We start from the raw sequence: 16,573 nt of genomic DNA, 5'->3' as shown, positions 1-16,573 counted from the left end.
CTAAGAAATAGCCTTTGTCAAAAAAGGAGCGCCTCGGTATGATGGATTTGTCTACAACACATCAAGGAGGCGCTCTTACTATGAAGTTTAAGCAATCAGACGCACAAAATCAACGGATTGAACGAATTACCACCTCGCATATCGTCGTAGGGATCGACATGGCCAAAGAAACGCATGTAGCACAAGCTACGAATTTCCGAGGGATCGTGGTTTCCAAACGACATCTCTCATTCTCAAATAGCATTGAAGGCTTTGAAAAATTGAACCGCTGGATGACGGAGTTACAGCAGAAACACCGATTAAAGAAGCTCATCATCGGCATGGAGCCAACCGGCCATTACTGGTTTAACCTGGCCAACTGGTTAGCAGATAAGGGATTACACATAGTTATGGTTAACCCTGCTACGACCAAGAGAAACAAAGAAAACCGGGATAACAGTCCATCAAAAAATGATCCCAAAGATGCACTTATCATCGCAGATTCAGTAAGTCGGGGCTTCTACTACGAGTACACGCGTCAATCGCTTGTGTTTCAACGCTTACGGACCATAATGAGTGATCGCGAATTCTGGGTGTCGAACAGTGTACGCTTGCAGAATCGAATCATACGCTGGCTGGACATTCGCTTTCCTGAGTATCCATCCGTATTCAAAGACTGGACCTGTAAGCGATCACTGGCGACCCTCAAGACATTCCCTTGCCCACAGGATTTGGAGACGTATGCAATACCGGATGTAATCCGTGCTTGGAGAACTCATATGCAGCGCGCTGGGGGTTCTACGGGGATTGAGAAGGCTGCACAGCTCATCGCTCATGCTAAACGCAGTGTCGGAGATCGAACCGCTGTAGAAGAATCGAAGGCAGATTTAATACGGCTCATTGAAGAATATGAACGAGTTACCACCATGCTTGAACAGATTGAAAAGGACATCGAAGCTCTGCTTTCTGAGATTCCTATGGCGCAGCAGCTTCGCACCATAAAAGGTCTCGGGAAGATCTTCACCGCGGCCATACTAGCAGGCACAGGAGATTTGAGCCAGTATGCGCATGGACGTCAGGTATTACGGAAAGCTGGCCTAAATTTGGCTGAAAGTACGTCAGGAAAGCGAAAAGGACGAATTGTTCTTTCGAAACGAGGAGACTCCGCCTTGCGAAAATATCTCTATCTCGCGACGGTTCAGCTCGTTTGGAATAACCCCGTGTTCCGTCATCTGCATGAGCATAATGTACAAGAAAAGAAGATGAAAAAGCAGCAATCCATATTTAAGTTAATAGGAAAGCTGGCACGAATTCTAGTTGGTATTGTACAACGAGGAGAAAAGTTCACGCCAGAGAAAACCGTTGTTGCATGGGCAGAAGCAGCTTAAGTTAAGTAACAATCACGTATATTGACTCATTCGCAGGATTTCAAAAAGAAAGCACGGAGGACCGAGTTCGTTCCCCATAAGGGCTCTGACCCATCCGCTAAACGCTATCGGTCTCCACACCTTGGACAGGTATAACGAAGGAATGTAAGGGCATTGACCCGTTGAGATTTGGGAGGGTGAACCTCCAGGGATCATGTGGAGTATGTGTGCAGTAGAGATAGCCTGGGGAATATTTCCTAAGTGTTCCTCTATTTCCGCATGCCAGCCCACCACCTCAACCGGCATCAACTGCGTTGCTTCCTGAGATGGACATGATCCAAGGTGACGAAATCCTGCGAATGAGTGAGTATATGTGAGATAAATCCTTAAAACCGAGGGACGGGGAACGTTAGTTCAAAGAAACAGCGACAGTCTAAGACTTTATTTTCTCGTCCTTGGATGTCGCTGTTCCAATTTCTATGACCAGTCTAATACTTATATTTTTTATGAAGTCTGGCGGTATAACAATTTGAAAAGTCGCGTGGAATAAAGACGCGACCTGTCTTATGGATAGCTTCTGCTTTAAGATTTCCACCGCCGGGAAATGAATGTTCGCCGTCTTGTTTATACAACTTTACCCAGTCCTAAACCGTCACATGAACCCCTCAATGATTTATTATAGAGGTTTTCTTTGTGTCCATCTATTCGGGGTAAGGTCATAGGAATGCGTAACAAAATAAACACACTCTCTTCAATAGTCATCTGAAAAAAGTGTGTTTGAATCAACTATAAACCGATAATGTATTATACTTAAAACTAATAAATATATTCCTATCCAATCGCTTATTCACTATCAGCAGAGAATTTCTTAAAAGCTTTATATGGCACTTTAATCAAATTAAAACTGTTTGATGGTAACTTATTGATAGCCTGTCGTGTATCACTATCCCTTATCGTCATACCTATAATAACCTGACAATTTTTCAACTTAATGATATGATTAAAAAACTTTTCTACGTCACTACTAACGATACTATGTTGTGCTGGTTCATCAAAGATAAGAGTCCCTGGGTGATTTCCTGACTTTTCATTAGATGTTTCTAATAGGGATAGCACAAATGACCATATCGCTCTTATATTATCACTCGCTGAGGAGTCAAACTTCATATCAAACCCCTCGATAACAGGAAGATATGAATCCATTGATATGTCAATTTGATTTAAATTCGGTATACTTTTATAGCCAAACTGTGTAAGGCTCCCGATGAAATGATTTCTTAAAATCTTAATTTTTTCTTCGTCTGAATCAGAAAATTTCTTTTTTGGAAGGTCGGCTTTGTCTTTTAAATAATCTTTCCAATCATTAGACAAATCCTTTAGCTTTTGTTTCTGAGCATTAAAGAAATCGGATAACCGTTGAAGACTATTCATTTCAGCATCTAACTGTAATTTCTTATGAATGATGGATTCCGATATATTTTCATTAATAGAATATAAGTCATTCCGCAAAGATTTAGCCATACTACGAAGTGAAAGTATGCTATTCTCTAACTGCTTAATTCTCTCCTGTATCTTCTCCATATTTCTTTTATGACTATTCTGCGCAAATTCAAGCATTTCATTTTGAGCATTCAAATGTCTGATGTTTTCATCGATACTCATGACTTGCATATAACCAGAATCGGGTATTAACGTATCCTGTATGGGTTGACTACAAACTGGACATGTATCTTTTGAAGTCATTAAATCCAGTTCCGAACCAAGTGTTCGCAATCTGGCTGCATCTTTATTATTTTTAATGTCAGTTTCAATAATCTCAAGGTTACTTGTTAATTTATCTATAATACTTTTTTCTGAGTGTTGTAAACTTCTATTTCTGTATAACTCTCGCTCAAATTCTTGAATTGAGCTTTCCGTAGCATTCAGTTCTACTTGGATTTCTTCGAAATTGTCTACAATTTTGGGCTTTAAAACTGTTAAATTATTATACTGCTCTTGAAGCATTTCAATATATTCTTCTATCTCCACACCATCTTTTTTAATGAACATATTTGATAAATCTTCTTCAGATAATATTTGAGGAAACATAGGTAAGCCTTTAGGATTACAGGCTTCTCTATATACAAGAATATTTAACTCTTTTATTATAGTGTCCCATTGAAACTTTATACTGCTATCTCTTGTTCTCAAAGAGTCTTTCTTCTTTTCATTTTCCAAAGTATCCAGGCGCAATATGAACTCTAAAACACGTTTTTTTGACTCTCTGATGCCTAAAAACGGCATCCCTGACATAATATTCGACCAACCATTCTTCTGCTCGATAAACATTGCAGCAAAAATCAATTGTAAGTATAGTTTTCTTGTCCCATCATCGGCGGCTGGCACTAGGGGTAGCTCAATATATAAAAAGCGTTCTAAAAAAGTGTGAAATCCCTTTACATTTACCGCTGAATTAGGCATATGAACATACATGTCTTCAACTACTACACCTGATTTTTTGATGTTACTCATTTCGCTGTGATAGACGGTAACAAGCCTATTATCTCTACCTTCCATCGTAGCAGAACGGTAAATTGTAATTGTTTCTTTTCCATTATGAATTTCAAGATAAACTCCTGACTCTAGAACTGGCCAGACATCTTCTCCGTCTTCAATAGCTGTCTTGTAGACTGCTGTAAGAACTTTCTCACCTTTCCCGCCAATGATTTCTTCAAAACCCAGAGAATAATAAATAGCAGCAATAACAGAGCTCTTGCCACTCGTGTTGTCTTCACTTGCTATTATATTTAATCCATCCGTAAGTGTATCATCATATCCGTATGATCCATTACTCGTATTGATTTGAATTTTCACCCGGTTAATTCTCAGCACTGGAATACCTCCACAAAGATGTAAGAGCTTTTATTTTATCTTCTGTTAGCATTGTCGATAATGAAGATAAATAACGTTTTTCATCCTTCAATAATTGAACGTCTTTGATGATCTTTTTCACATAGCTCTTTCCCACATTGGTCAGCTTATATAAACCATTTTGCTGTTGAATGATTAAGCCATCAGCGACTGCAAATCGGATAGCATGGTTAACAGCAGGGTCAAAGCGAACAACGGTATAACTTACAATCCGGTCATATGCTAACTCCTTTAGTACTTCCATATCTTGTGTGGTACTAAGGCCAATTGAAATCATATGCAGTTTTAATAAGGAGCACCCACCACGACTACACATTTCCATTATCAAGCATAGTTGAGCCATCTTGTAGCTTATCCGATAATTGTAGGGTACAGCGTCTGGTTTCGCTTCAAATACGATTTCTTCAGTAATTATGTAGTTTTTATCATTCATTGATTACTCACCTACTTCTAAATTGCATAGAACAATCAGCTAGCCAGCCACTAATAAGGTCTATTTTCAGTTCCATAATGGAAGCCATATTTAGATATTTAAACTGCTCCAATTTTTTTTGAAAATCATCAAGAATTTCATTGAAAAGCTGTGCGTTAATAGAACTATTCGTATTCATCCTAGTTTTAAACGATACTTGCTTTTTATATGATTGCTCTAATATAAATATTTCTTCGTAAACTTCGGAATAGGAAACCCGAAGTACCTTCATAATTTCAATTCCATTAATATACGAATTAATATACATGTTGACTAGGTCAATATAATCTTCATCCGATTCATCAACATCGCCCATAACAGCCTTCACTTTTCTCTTAATGTTGTTAACTTTCTCTGATTCACATTGTGACCAATTTGGAGCAGCAGTTGTATGGTGAATTGCAATATTAAGCTGCATATCCGTCAATGTTGTCCTAATCATCCTAGATATTTCAACTTTGAAATCTTCTGCCTGCTTAATCACAATAATGAAATCGTCATCTATGTAATCATAATTACTTGGGTCAGCATTTTTTAAAGCGATAACCTCTTTTCGCTTGGTTTCTGCATGCGATATAATCCTTGAATCTTTATATTCAGGAATAACAAAGTGCCATTCTTTAATTGCCGGCACCCCTAGACCTCTCAATCTGTCTGCATATTTTGGTGTCGTTAATTTACCGATATCTTTGGTCATCTTATCTCTTAAATGGCCATGTAAATCATCATCTGTGTATCCACGCTCAGGACAGTAACATTGATAAACCCTTCCTTTCCGTGTAAATCCTTCTATACCGGCATCACCTCCATAAACAGCCGGTATCTCTGTGAAATGCTCATCTTGAAACTTCATTCTATAACATGAGTTCATTAATTTTTCCCAGGACTTCCCGTCTAAAGGAGTGTCTATAAACTTCAAAATCATAAAACCCCACCTAATAATGATATGGATAATGAACTTCTTTCATCAACGTATGGTTGTAGTACATGAAAATCCACCATGAACGTATCCGTAGTACTAAGGTAACGAACTTTTGCCAATTGAAAATTCAGATACACCTTAACAATAATCACCTCTTTATCAATAAAGAAGAGTTGGTCATTTTCACGAGGCACTGTAGTAATCATTGTCTCAGCTCCTCACTCAAAACATTCCCTATAAATCCTCATATTACCATCGGTAAGTCAAAAGTACAATTAACTATTAATTAATAGTTAGTTAGTTAGTAAATAACAAAAAGCCCAAGCAGGTGCTCGAGCTTAAAGACCAAAGTATCCATTTATTCTTGATGATTCCATTCTTAATAGGCACGCCTACCACTCGATATTTTGAAGTATCTTGAGGATAAAAACGCTTTAAATGAATCATCTTCAATTATTCTTCTTATCTCTAACGTTAACCGTTAGAATTCCTCTAGATTCATTAATTTTGACTTTGAATAAAAAAGAGCGCCTCTGTACGATGGAGTACGTAACCGGTCTACAGTTGAATTCCTACATCAGGAGGTCGCTCTATTATGAATCAATTCATTGAAAACACTTCCTCTTTGCATCTGGTTTCAAGAGGCTCACGTCGCTCGTGCGGTTAGCTATGGTCGCCGTTAGAGTTCGGCAGCCACGATGACGGTTTTCAACTGTTCCATCGCTGGATTAAAGATTTACTCAAATCGTATCAAGTGAGCAAAGTCATCGTTGGTATGGAACCAACCGTCCACTACTGATTCAATCTTGCACGTTGACTTAAAACAATACTTAGCAAGAGTAGTCCCAAATTGAAGAAATACTCAAAATAAAAATGACCTTAATTCTCGGTAGAGAATCCAAGGTCATTTTTATTTGAGTATCTTAATGTGTTAAATGTGTTTTAGTTACATCCCAAATGCTGTCTTTAATTCGTATGGTTACAGTTGTCGTTTTTATTACACTATTTGAGTAAGTGACAGTAAAAAGGAAATTATAATTTCCATCTGGAAGATCATCAAAATTCTTCTTCCACATTGATCCAGCCCAGTTCAAACTTCCAGAGGTTATGTTTGAAAGGTCTACTTTTACTCCCTGTCCTATTAGCTCCACGATTACCCTGTTTGCTTTTACCCATGAAGTTCCGGTATTCGTTACATTAGATGCAAGTATGAACTCCTCTCCAGCCCAAAATGTATCGACTGAGCGTGGTTTGGTAGGGTTTTCTGTGTTGTAAGCGATTCGTTTCTCTTCCCATTTTGGTGTATGAGTTACTGATCCAGCAATACCAAGTGGTAGGACATTGAAGCTGCCGCTCGTAATTACTGACGGCGCCTTTCTATCATTCAGAGTTTGAGTTACTTTATAGGTTCCTACTTTACTAGCAACGAGTGTCGGCCCTCCAGATGTTGGATAAGGATATTGCCAAACATAATTCTTGTTCAACACCACAATCCCGTCTGGATCCAGTACTGTATAATTCACATCCAAAGTATCATGCTGATCGTCTCCTATTCCAACCGGATCAATATGAACCGTATCACCTTCAAATTTAGGCATAGACGTGTTATTTGCATCATACGTGTATGTTTTGAACGATCCGTAAGGCGGTGTATTAGAAGTAACATTGAATACAACGTTAACGGATTCCGACTTGCCACTCGGATTTGTCGCCGTGAAACGAACAATGTAATTTCCATTAGGCACACTTGGGAAAGAACCATATGAGTAGCTCCAAGTTTTACCTGAACCTGTACTGGTTGATGAAAGGTTTACCGTTCTTGCATAAGGCGTTCCATAAAACAATATAGCTTCAGTGGTAGATGGATATTTCGTTGTCGTAGCAGACAATGTAGCCGGGTACCCTACAACATATAATTCATTTTCTACGGGTCTCGTTGGTCTTAAATTAATCGGCGTAAAAACATTTACACCAAAATCATTATAGGCTACTGATCCTGCAACTGAACCATTTGCCTGAATTCGGAAATTATAAAAACCATCAGGCGTTGTATCAGGTATAGTCAAGGTAACATCGTTCCATGAGATATCGTTACCATTCTTCGAGCCTGAGTAATATGGGATACTATGATTAATACGACCGCCACCAGGAGGCATCTGCAAAGTCAAATTAACAGAGTAGGGATAACGAGTCCACATATTAAAAGCTGTCAATTGTTCGCTGGCAGGGATACTGGCAAGGGAAAAACTACTACTAGTCGTACGTAAATTACTTTTAAACTGCACTGGAACAGCGTCAGGTAGAACGAATGTACGCTTTACCGGATCTGACCAAACTCCCTCAATATCTTGAGCTGCATAATCCAGTACATAAGTACCTGGCGGTAAAGAATCAGGAATTTTAGAGAATACCTCACCGGTTGATTGGCTAGTGAACTTTATCGTTCGATCCTGAATTCCACGATCAGTAGCAGCTCGCGTAATATTATGATCGAGATCGTATGACATATCCACCCACGTTGTTCGGTATGTGTTGGACGCCGTAAGGTAATCAAAATCCAACGTTACATCAGCAATTGGTTTACGATGTACGAAAACTTCAACTACAGACTCATTAGAATAGTAGTCGTACCCAGGGAACCTTGGATCAGTCGTTGGTAGATCCTTTAATTTGCGGATAAAAGTATACTTCCCTGGCTTGTTTAATGTCACACTAGCTTGATACGGTGACCAATTCGCTTCACTTTTTGTTGCAATAATATTCTTTCCCGAAAAGGTATCAAACCCCATAGAGTTATCAAAATGATTAACATCCTGTATAATCTGCAGGACATCCATCGCCGCCGGCATTGGATCTCCTTCATAGTCAAAGCTCGCTATTCTTGTCTCAACGGGTTCACCAGCCAGTTTAAGCACCCGCGGTATTGCCGGGTTACTTTCTGCAATATAAGAGATCACATTAGTAATCATTTCGCCAATGTCTTTGTTGTTCTGTAGATACTTATCATGAGCAATCTGTGATGTAATCCCACTTTGGCCAAGTAAAATCAATTTCGAGTTTTGCTTCGACATAATATACTGTAAATCAGATAGCTGTGAGATTGTATTATCTGATATATATACAACATACTTGCCTTTTACAGCTCGGAGAAACGATGCATCATATGGCTGCCTAATATCTTTGTAAATGGACCCACTGTAAAATCCGGTATAGTTGTTATATGAAACCATATTTGGTGACCATACATCATGAGTCCAATACACAGTACCAGAGTAAGAGGCAGTCCAAGACGTTGAACAAGTACCGTTTTTAGGACCAGTCGCACCACATGATCCCGTACTAGATTTTCCGGTAAGAGTCAAAGTTCCCGAATACGATCCATCGCTATAGGATTGACTTCCAGGACATTCGCTGGTTGATGTGCTCCCTGAGTGTTTACCATCCTTGTCATATGATGCTGTAACGGTATTAGAGCATGAACTGTTAGCTGTCTTGCTATCTGTTACAGAAACGAATCTCCCCTCATCTCTTGAATAAGGAGAATTTGATACACTCGTTCTCAACAGTGTACCAGAGTAACCTCCTTCGCTCGTATAAACGACCGAATCCGGCGGATAAGAGTTTCCGGAATTATTTGTAGTGCTGCCTGGTTGCTCATAAGTATATGTCTTCATGTCCCAAATACCTACGTTGGCAAGCATGTTACTTGTAGTAAAGGCATTAGTTATTGTGACTTTATTATTTTTCACATAGTCTGCTTTGGATTGAGTCAAAGCCGAATCCAAAAGAAAGAATATATCCATATCCGGCTTTTCGACAGGAACATCAATGTACAATTCACTCGCAGGTGCATAATTATCAATAAAGAAAAAGCTTTCCTGCGTATGTGTTCGGTCGTCCGAAGGAGACGTGAATTCCATTAGCCGCTCCTGGTTTGTGCTCTCTTTAGCATCAACCACAATTTTGTACTGACCTAATTTTCCAAACTTCGGAAGATTGGTAACTTCGCCTTTGGTTTCATAAACAAGTTGATCAAATGTACCGTCATTGTCAGAATCGTAATAAATCTTCATATGCTTTTCCGAGATAATATCGCCGTCGGTACTTTCAACTTGATAATTTAGTTGAAGTTGATCTAAGCGACTAATCTGAGAATTATAAGCATGAGCTATGATCGCCGGTTTATGGTCAGGCTGAATTTCATATTCTACTTCATAAGGATCGGAATAGCGTGTAATTGAACCCCCAGGGTAGTTAATGACCCGTTCTGCAGCAATACTCATTTTATAAACTCCTGGGCTCTTATACATGTACATTTTTTCTTTTAGATTATCTTCACAAAAACCTACTCGACATTTCAAGTTTGGATCTTGCGGAGCCTTATAGCTAAATGACGTAACTTTTAATGGTGCATTTTGCTCAGTCCATTGATCGTTACTTGCAGCAGATTCATCGAAAGCTTTCATAGTGCGATTTTCTTTATATAGTCCTTCAAGCTTAATGGCCACACGCGGTTTCGTTTCATGTATAACTACATATTGCGTTTTATGAGATACAGCACCGTCAGGAGCAGTATAAGTAACCTTAACTTCTCTTATACCTGTATTAGGCTCTCCAAATACGTATTGACTATCAAAGAAGTCGCTTGCATCGATTTCATTTCCGTCGATATATACTCTCTTATCAAACTCATCATAACCAGGCGGAGTACCACACATTTTCGACGGGATCATATCAGGAGCAGCCTCTTGAACAGGAAATGGCACAACATCATACCAATCGTATACCCAAGTTGTCTTGGGAGAAATATAGGCCGGTATTGGAGGCTGTGCTTCATTTGCTGGTCCGCAGACAGGAGGCATTTTCGGGCCCTGTATTACAACCATCGTTTTCATATCAATCGAGGTATTATTTACAGATGAATCTTTATCGACGATCGTCTGTTTGATCTGAAAAGATTTAGATACTGCTTCCGTTACCGATTCATTTTGAAATTTGGAAGCAATAAAATCATATAAGAAATTATTTACAGCCTTCTGGTCCAAGTAGCCAGGTTTAGGAGCTTTTACTTCCGGTATGGCCGGACTAAATGTTTTTGTCACTTTTGTTTTATCATTATCGTTATAAATTTCGAAGGTGTAATAGTCGACATCTTTACCATAAGATTGGTCAACATAACCCACTTGATCATTAGTAAATGATGACTTCTGTTCAAAATGAACTTGTGGTACTACCTCAAAACTACTCAACATCGGTCCTTTATTTCCATCACTTTTAAAAGTAATTGAAACGGAGCAATTTGAATCTACGCTCGATGGTGTTTTATCCGTGTTGTTATAAAAGAACGCTGTAGATCCAGCATTTATTGTATACTTCCATTGTTTCGGGTTGCTTTTATTTACTTTGTTCGTGTCGATTTCTACGGTAATTAAACCAGTACCCAAATTATTATTTAGTACAACTTGTCCTGCATTTTTAGATGAAATCTTTTTAGTCGTATTATCAGTGCCTTCAGCTGAAAGAGTCCATGATGATACATCTTTACGCGTATAATAAAGTGCCTCTGCCTGTTTGCTGCCAATCATCATCGCATCACTCAAAGTCCCTGTTACTTTTAGCTGAACTTTCACTTTACTTTCTTTTCCAAGTGGAATCGGCTGATTGTTTACAGGAGTTACGGCACAAGAGGCTGGTGGTGCTGTCTTCTCATCAGGTTCAAACTTTTGCAATGCATACGTATGATACCAGAGCGAGTGAGTTTCCCAAGAATAGTGATACATGTTCCCAAACCCAGCTTCGCGTGTAGTTGGGGCTTGGTCAATACTCATGTAATTTCGTGGATCGAGGTTATCTTTTGAAGATGTCAATACATCGTATTTATCTGCATATCTAACACCTTTTGTAATTGTAAAACCAATCGAGCGAGCTATATTTTCTCGTAAATCATCAAATTTTGGTAACATAACATTATCATAATTTGAGCCGTTTTGTTGATATATAGCACCAGGACCTTTTGGTTTATATTTATAACCGGTAGGTAGATCCTTCCACGGTTCTATAACCCAATGCTTACCTTGAAGCGCATTCCCTGAATTAGAATCAACTATAAAATGAATATTTGAAAACAACATACCATCTCCGGTAAACCCTAGATAGCGGTATTCCCCGTATTCACCATTAACATAGAAATGTCCCTGATTTTTCTTCTCTGTTTCTGGCCCACCGGATTGCCAACCATTTTTAAACCCTTGTATATTCCCCACACTAGAAGGTGTTCCGTATACTACCAAATTACGGACAGCATCGGGTAAATTACCCCATTTAGCTTTATAATAAAATTCTGAATTAAATTTATATCCTACACTTTTCGAAGCCGTTGGTGTTGAACAGGGTTTAATACCTGTAGGTATAGGACCATCCTGAGCAGGAACATAGCCACAAGTATTAGCAAATCCGTTTATAGTGGATGGTGGTATTTCAGTTGCAGCACTTGCATTTGTTGGGCTTATAAACATTGCTGTAACGGATAGAAATATCGATAATATCATTACTACTGAAACTCTTCGTATATATTTTTGCTTCAAATTTCTTCACACCCTCAGATGATTTAATAAGTTAACTCCAAAATAAAAACTTTACCTTGTGTGAAAAACTTAAAATTCTTGCCATTTAATTTAAAGAGCTCAGTTTTTCCTGTTTTTTCATATCCCAATAATTTAGTTTTTAATTCTTTACCTTTTCCATCACCAGCTAATAGCTCAAAAATAGCATCTTGGAATGACCCACTATTTTTATCTTTTTTTGGATTAGCGTATACAACAGCAACTCTACGCGTTGTATCAGTTGTTACAGATACCCCAACTTCAGATACTGGAGCTGTCTCGTAATCTCCCATTCGAACAAGAAAATCACTACGTTCAAATTCATCTTTACTACTCCAAACCGCTACACCACTTCCACCTGTTTCTACGTATCCAGATTTCACATGTTGTTCTGCTAATTTGATGATATTTTTGTAGTACTCGTATTTGGTTTTATCACTAAACAACGTAATTCTTCCGCCAACTTCTGAGTAATACTTACCATTGAGATTCGGGTTAAATGGTACACGAATAGTTTTATCACGCAATCGTTGTATCATTGTTAGTGCCTCCGCTCTTGTTACGAAACGATGAGGATAGAAGTTTTTGTCGGGATATCCATTCATTAATCCTGCCATCAGTACGATACCTCTATTAATTTTCACAGGGGTATTTGTGAATTTATTAAAGTCTTTAAGACCACTATTCGTTATTACAAACTCCGAATATTGACTTTCATATGCCTCTTCGTACTTAGAAACCCATTCTCCCAAAAGATAAGAAGCCTGCTCTCTTGTAATTTGTTTTTTATAGATATCGTATTTTTGAGGAAATACTTCATCAAAGGTCATCAATAAATCAACCTCATACAGCATGTCAATATATGGTTTAGCCCAATATCCAGTTTTAGCATTTGTAAAATTGAAACCTGTTTTCTTCATTGCCTTGTTATATTTTCCAATCGTACTAGGTTGAATGTACATCAACTCATTTACCCAATCTGAATCTAGCTGCCCATTACCATCTGAAAATGCACGTAGCATCATCGAGACAAACTGATCAGCAGTAACAACAGCATCGGGTCTGAAAGATCCATCAGGAAAACCATCAACCAAACCCGTATTTTTCGCCTTAACGATATTATCTTTTGCCCAGTGACTTGTAATATCATTGAAGGGTAGATCGGATGCCGCAGCAGATACAGCCGCTTTTGTTGTACCAAGAAGTGATACGCTTCCTACCATAAACGTTAGAATTAGTACATATTTGATCATTTTTATTGCCATCTCATTTTCCCCCTAATTTAATAACTCATTTCAAGCTCATTCCAAAAATCCTATTAATCTGGATACAACCATAACTGCTTCAGCTCTTGTTACTTGATTCTCCGGTTTAAATGATCCATCTGGATATCCCGCAAAGACACTATAATTGCTTACTAACTCAATTGCTTTCTTATAATTATCGGAAAGTTTAATAGTATCATTAAAAGAAATCGGATTAGTTATATTAACTTTCACTAGGTTCATAATGTTAGATAGTAAAAGTGCAATGTCTTTTCTATTAAACGTTTTCTTCAAATCTTCATTTGACCAGTTACTTGCAATTCCCAGATCTCCTGCTGCCAACAAATAGGGTTTGCTCCAATGTTCTGTACTATTGCCACTAAAGCTGTATTCTTGATAGCCCATTACTTTACTTATGTCCTCATTTATAACTTTCCAACGGAATTCTTTTTTCCAAATTCTTTTACCATTAGGCTGATCCTGCGTCAATGCTAATACAGTCATTTTTACTAATGCTTCACCAGTAATGGGCTCATTAGGAGCAAACTTCCCATTACCCAAACCAGCAATTATTCCTTTTTCAACAAAAGCATTAATAGATTCTTGTGCCCAATGATTATTGATGTCAGAGAACATCGGTACATTAACTCTTAGATTGTAATAGGCTTGCTTTGGGGCATTGATTTTGAAAGTGTATTTTCCTTTTGCAGCTGAGTTAATTGAGTATGAGTTTACCCAATATGGCTTAATGGGATCATTTATTTTTGTGGCCTTTTTCATTTCCACAATGTGACCATCTGGTAGTGTTAATGAAGAGGTGAATGATCCATCATATCCTTCTAATACGAACTCTACGAATTTTTCTCCCTGGGCGAGCTGGTATGTTTTTGTTACAGTCGTTGGCGGATCAGCTGCTTCAACTATTGATGTATTCATCATTAGAATGACTGCAACTAGCATATATATAGTTTTTTTCATATTATCTCTACCCTCTCAGCTTGGTTGATATATTTAATAAAATAACTTAGAATCTCTGGGTCGAATTTTTCTTTGTCTAATAACATTATCGATATAGCTTCAGCTTTATTCAAAGCTTTGGTGTATAACCGATTTGATGTTAGTGCTGAGTATGTATCAGCTATAGCAGCAATTCGCCCTGCAATTGGTATTTCTGGTCCTTTTAGACCAAGCAAGTATCCGGATCCATCGTACCTTTCATGATGAAATCTCACAATGTCCAAAATTATTCGAGGCATTTCAAGACTGTTAAGAAGACGGTATCCATCAGCTACATGATTCAGCAGATGAATGCGATCGTCCGATGACAATCTCTCACTTCCCTTTAGTATGCTATCAGGCATGCCCAGCTTACCTATGTCGTGAGTTAAGGCGCCGCTAAAATATAAATCAGCGTTTACTTTATCAAACTCTTGTGCCAATAAATAAGAAAGCTCAGCCATATGTAGAGAATGGCTTGCTGTTATCGGATCTCTGATTTTAAGACACCGATATAATGATAGAACGGCAATGTCAGTCTTTTCATCTCCAAATGAGCCTCCCCATTTTGTATTAAGTTCATCAATGAAGATATGCTCTTGTGTAAATTGAACCGTAAGTATCACCCTCTTCATCAAATATACTCGTTTTTAAAATTCCATTTCTCCATTTAAAACGGATACAGGATTGTTATAGTGGTATATTAGTATATATATATACTATAATCTAAATTTCATATTTCTCCAAACGTTACAATTATCTTTTTCTAAATATCACTTCTTGCACTGCTGGTATTAGTAGCGGTTCATTATTCATAGAACCAACTCCCTCATGGAAAGTGCTAATAATCGCGACAACTGAAGGACCAATCACTGTTTGATTAATGGTTCGTGTAATTTGTGTAGCTGTCCCCCCATTCAACGTCACCTCACAAGATACTTTGTAAATTGAAGAATCTAGTGTACAGCTTGTTGGCGAGCTATTCATATTTACAAGTACCCTAGACTCCCAATCAACGTATAACAGTTCATTAATATTAACAGTTGTATTTAGTGGAATAACACTAGATTCAATTGCTTTATTTGTGTCGTCGAGCCCCATGTTTGATCTGAGATATCTATAAAACATATCTTGCGCCCTAGTTCCGGGCGTCGTTGTATCCAGTCTTAAAAACCCTTTTGAAAGCTGCAGTTCATCAATAGATAATGACGCAGCATGAACTGCTCTGTTCAGATCATTTTTTATTTTGTTCTGATCCTTGTAAAGCATTATGTAATCAAGAACAACGACAAAAACGGTGATGCAAAATACCATTGCGATCAAGCTCATTACCATGACGGCAATTCCGCCACGTTCGTTGCCAAGAATTTTTGGCTTAGTCATATTTTTCACTTCTTCCATTACCCTCTAGTAGAAAATAACCAGGATCTTCGATCTTAGTGACACCCAATAATGCCATTAGTCTAGATAAATCAGAAGCGGGGTATTGGATCACTAGTTGAATCGTAGGATCAGCATCATCTTTTAATACTTTCGTCGTCGTGCTCCCTGTAAACGATGGATAGGTAACTCCTCCCTTATTAACGATTGGGAAGCCAACGTTTGCTAGTTTTGTTCGGGTATCGTTCATAATGGTCGTAGTCAGATAACCCTCAGTTTGAATCATTTGAAGTGCTCGAGCCTTAATATCATCAATCTTGGCTTGTCTTAATAAAAATGTGGCAAATACAATTACCATTAAAGTTATGAACAAAAATGATGGCATTACAATTAGAAGTACTAACATATTAGTTACTCCCTTTTGATTGCCTGTCCGTTTCCTAATTTGAGTCATAAATTTCCGCATAATTTATTTCCCCCTCTCTATTATAAAAGTAGGGGGCACACGCCCCCCTATTCTATAATCATTTATGATGCCGGCTTGTACCCATATGAACGAACATCCGTTTTAAGTCTTTCATAACCATCACCAACTGATTTGTTCAATCCATTATCACCATTAAAGACCCAAGTACATAATCCAATAACAATGATACTAATAACAATAATCAAAGGTAGTT

Annotated in this window: 11 protein-coding genes; 1 reads left to right on the top strand and 10 read right to left on the bottom strand. The window is 38.1% G+C overall.

Features of this window, described 5'->3' with window-relative positions; genetic code table 11:
• Positions 1–80 precede the first annotated feature (80 nt).
• Entirely contained in the window at positions 81–1,367 is a 1,287-nt protein-coding gene (locus BK120_RS23270; protein ID WP_076269994.1) for an IS110 family RNA-guided transposase, read from the top strand.
• 822 nt (positions 1,368–2,189) lie between these two features.
• On the opposite strand, the gene BK120_RS23260 is transcribed toward BK120_RS23270, so the two are convergent.
• The 10 genes from BK120_RS23260 to BK120_RS23215 form a co-directional block, all read right to left on the bottom strand.
• Entirely contained in the window at positions 2,190–4,217 is a 2,028-nt protein-coding gene (locus BK120_RS23260; RefSeq protein WP_076269895.1) for a hypothetical protein, read from the bottom strand.
• Positions 4,204–4,689 carry a hypothetical protein gene (locus tag BK120_RS23255; RefSeq protein ID WP_076269894.1) on the bottom strand — a complete coding sequence of 162 codons (486 nt, stop codon included), beginning with the start codon at positions 4,687–4,689 and terminating at the stop codon, positions 4,204–4,206. Before BK120_RS23255 ends, BK120_RS23260 begins: the two co-directional genes overlap by 14 nt.
• 7 nt (positions 4,690–4,696) lie before the next feature.
• Positions 4,697–5,653: a hypothetical protein gene (locus tag BK120_RS23250; protein WP_076269893.1), complete on the bottom strand. Its 957-nt coding sequence runs from the start codon at positions 5,651–5,653 to the stop codon at positions 4,697–4,699.
• Positions 5,650–5,856, bottom strand: a complete 207-nt coding sequence (locus BK120_RS23245) for a hypothetical protein (protein WP_076269892.1) — start codon at positions 5,854–5,856, stop codon at positions 5,650–5,652. The genes BK120_RS23250 and BK120_RS23245 overlap by 4 nt, the downstream gene beginning before the upstream one ends.
• Before the next feature lie 717 nt (positions 5,857–6,573).
• Positions 6,574–12,234: an Athe_2463 domain-containing protein gene (locus BK120_RS23240; RefSeq protein ID WP_144376831.1), complete on the bottom strand. Its 5,661-nt coding sequence runs from the start codon at positions 12,232–12,234 to the stop codon at positions 6,574–6,576.
• Between the two features lie 23 nt (positions 12,235–12,257).
• A complete protein-coding gene (locus tag BK120_RS23235) occupies positions 12,258–13,517 on the bottom strand; it encodes an S-layer homology domain-containing protein (protein ID WP_076269890.1) in 1,260 nt (419 codons plus the stop codon).
• 36 nt (positions 13,518–13,553) lie between these two features.
• Positions 13,554–14,495, bottom strand: coding sequence for an S-layer homology domain-containing protein (locus BK120_RS23230; protein WP_076269889.1), 942 nt, complete (start codon positions 14,493–14,495; stop codon positions 13,554–13,556).
• Positions 14,492–15,148, bottom strand: coding sequence for an HD-GYP domain-containing protein (locus BK120_RS23225; RefSeq protein ID WP_083682350.1), 657 nt, complete (start codon positions 15,146–15,148; stop codon positions 14,492–14,494). The genes BK120_RS23230 and BK120_RS23225 overlap by 4 nt, the downstream gene beginning before the upstream one ends.
• 121 nt (positions 15,149–15,269) lie before the next feature.
• The gene (locus tag BK120_RS23220; RefSeq protein ID WP_076269888.1) at positions 15,270–15,914 is read right to left on the bottom strand and encodes a hypothetical protein; all 645 of its coding nucleotides are present in this window, start codon (positions 15,912–15,914) and stop codon (positions 15,270–15,272) included.
• Positions 15,889–16,359: a hypothetical protein gene (locus BK120_RS23215; protein WP_076269887.1), complete on the bottom strand. Its 471-nt coding sequence runs from the start codon at positions 16,357–16,359 to the stop codon at positions 15,889–15,891. Before BK120_RS23215 ends, BK120_RS23220 begins: the two co-directional genes overlap by 26 nt.
• Between the last annotated feature and the right edge of the window lie 214 nt (positions 16,360–16,573).

It is taken from the genome of Paenibacillus sp. FSL A5-0031 (assembly GCF_001956295.1).
Taxonomy (GTDB): domain Bacteria; phylum Bacillota; class Bacilli; order Paenibacillales; family Paenibacillaceae; genus Pristimantibacillus.
Note: the sequence above shows the minus strand (reverse complement) of the source record. Positions and strands in the feature narration are given on the sequence as shown.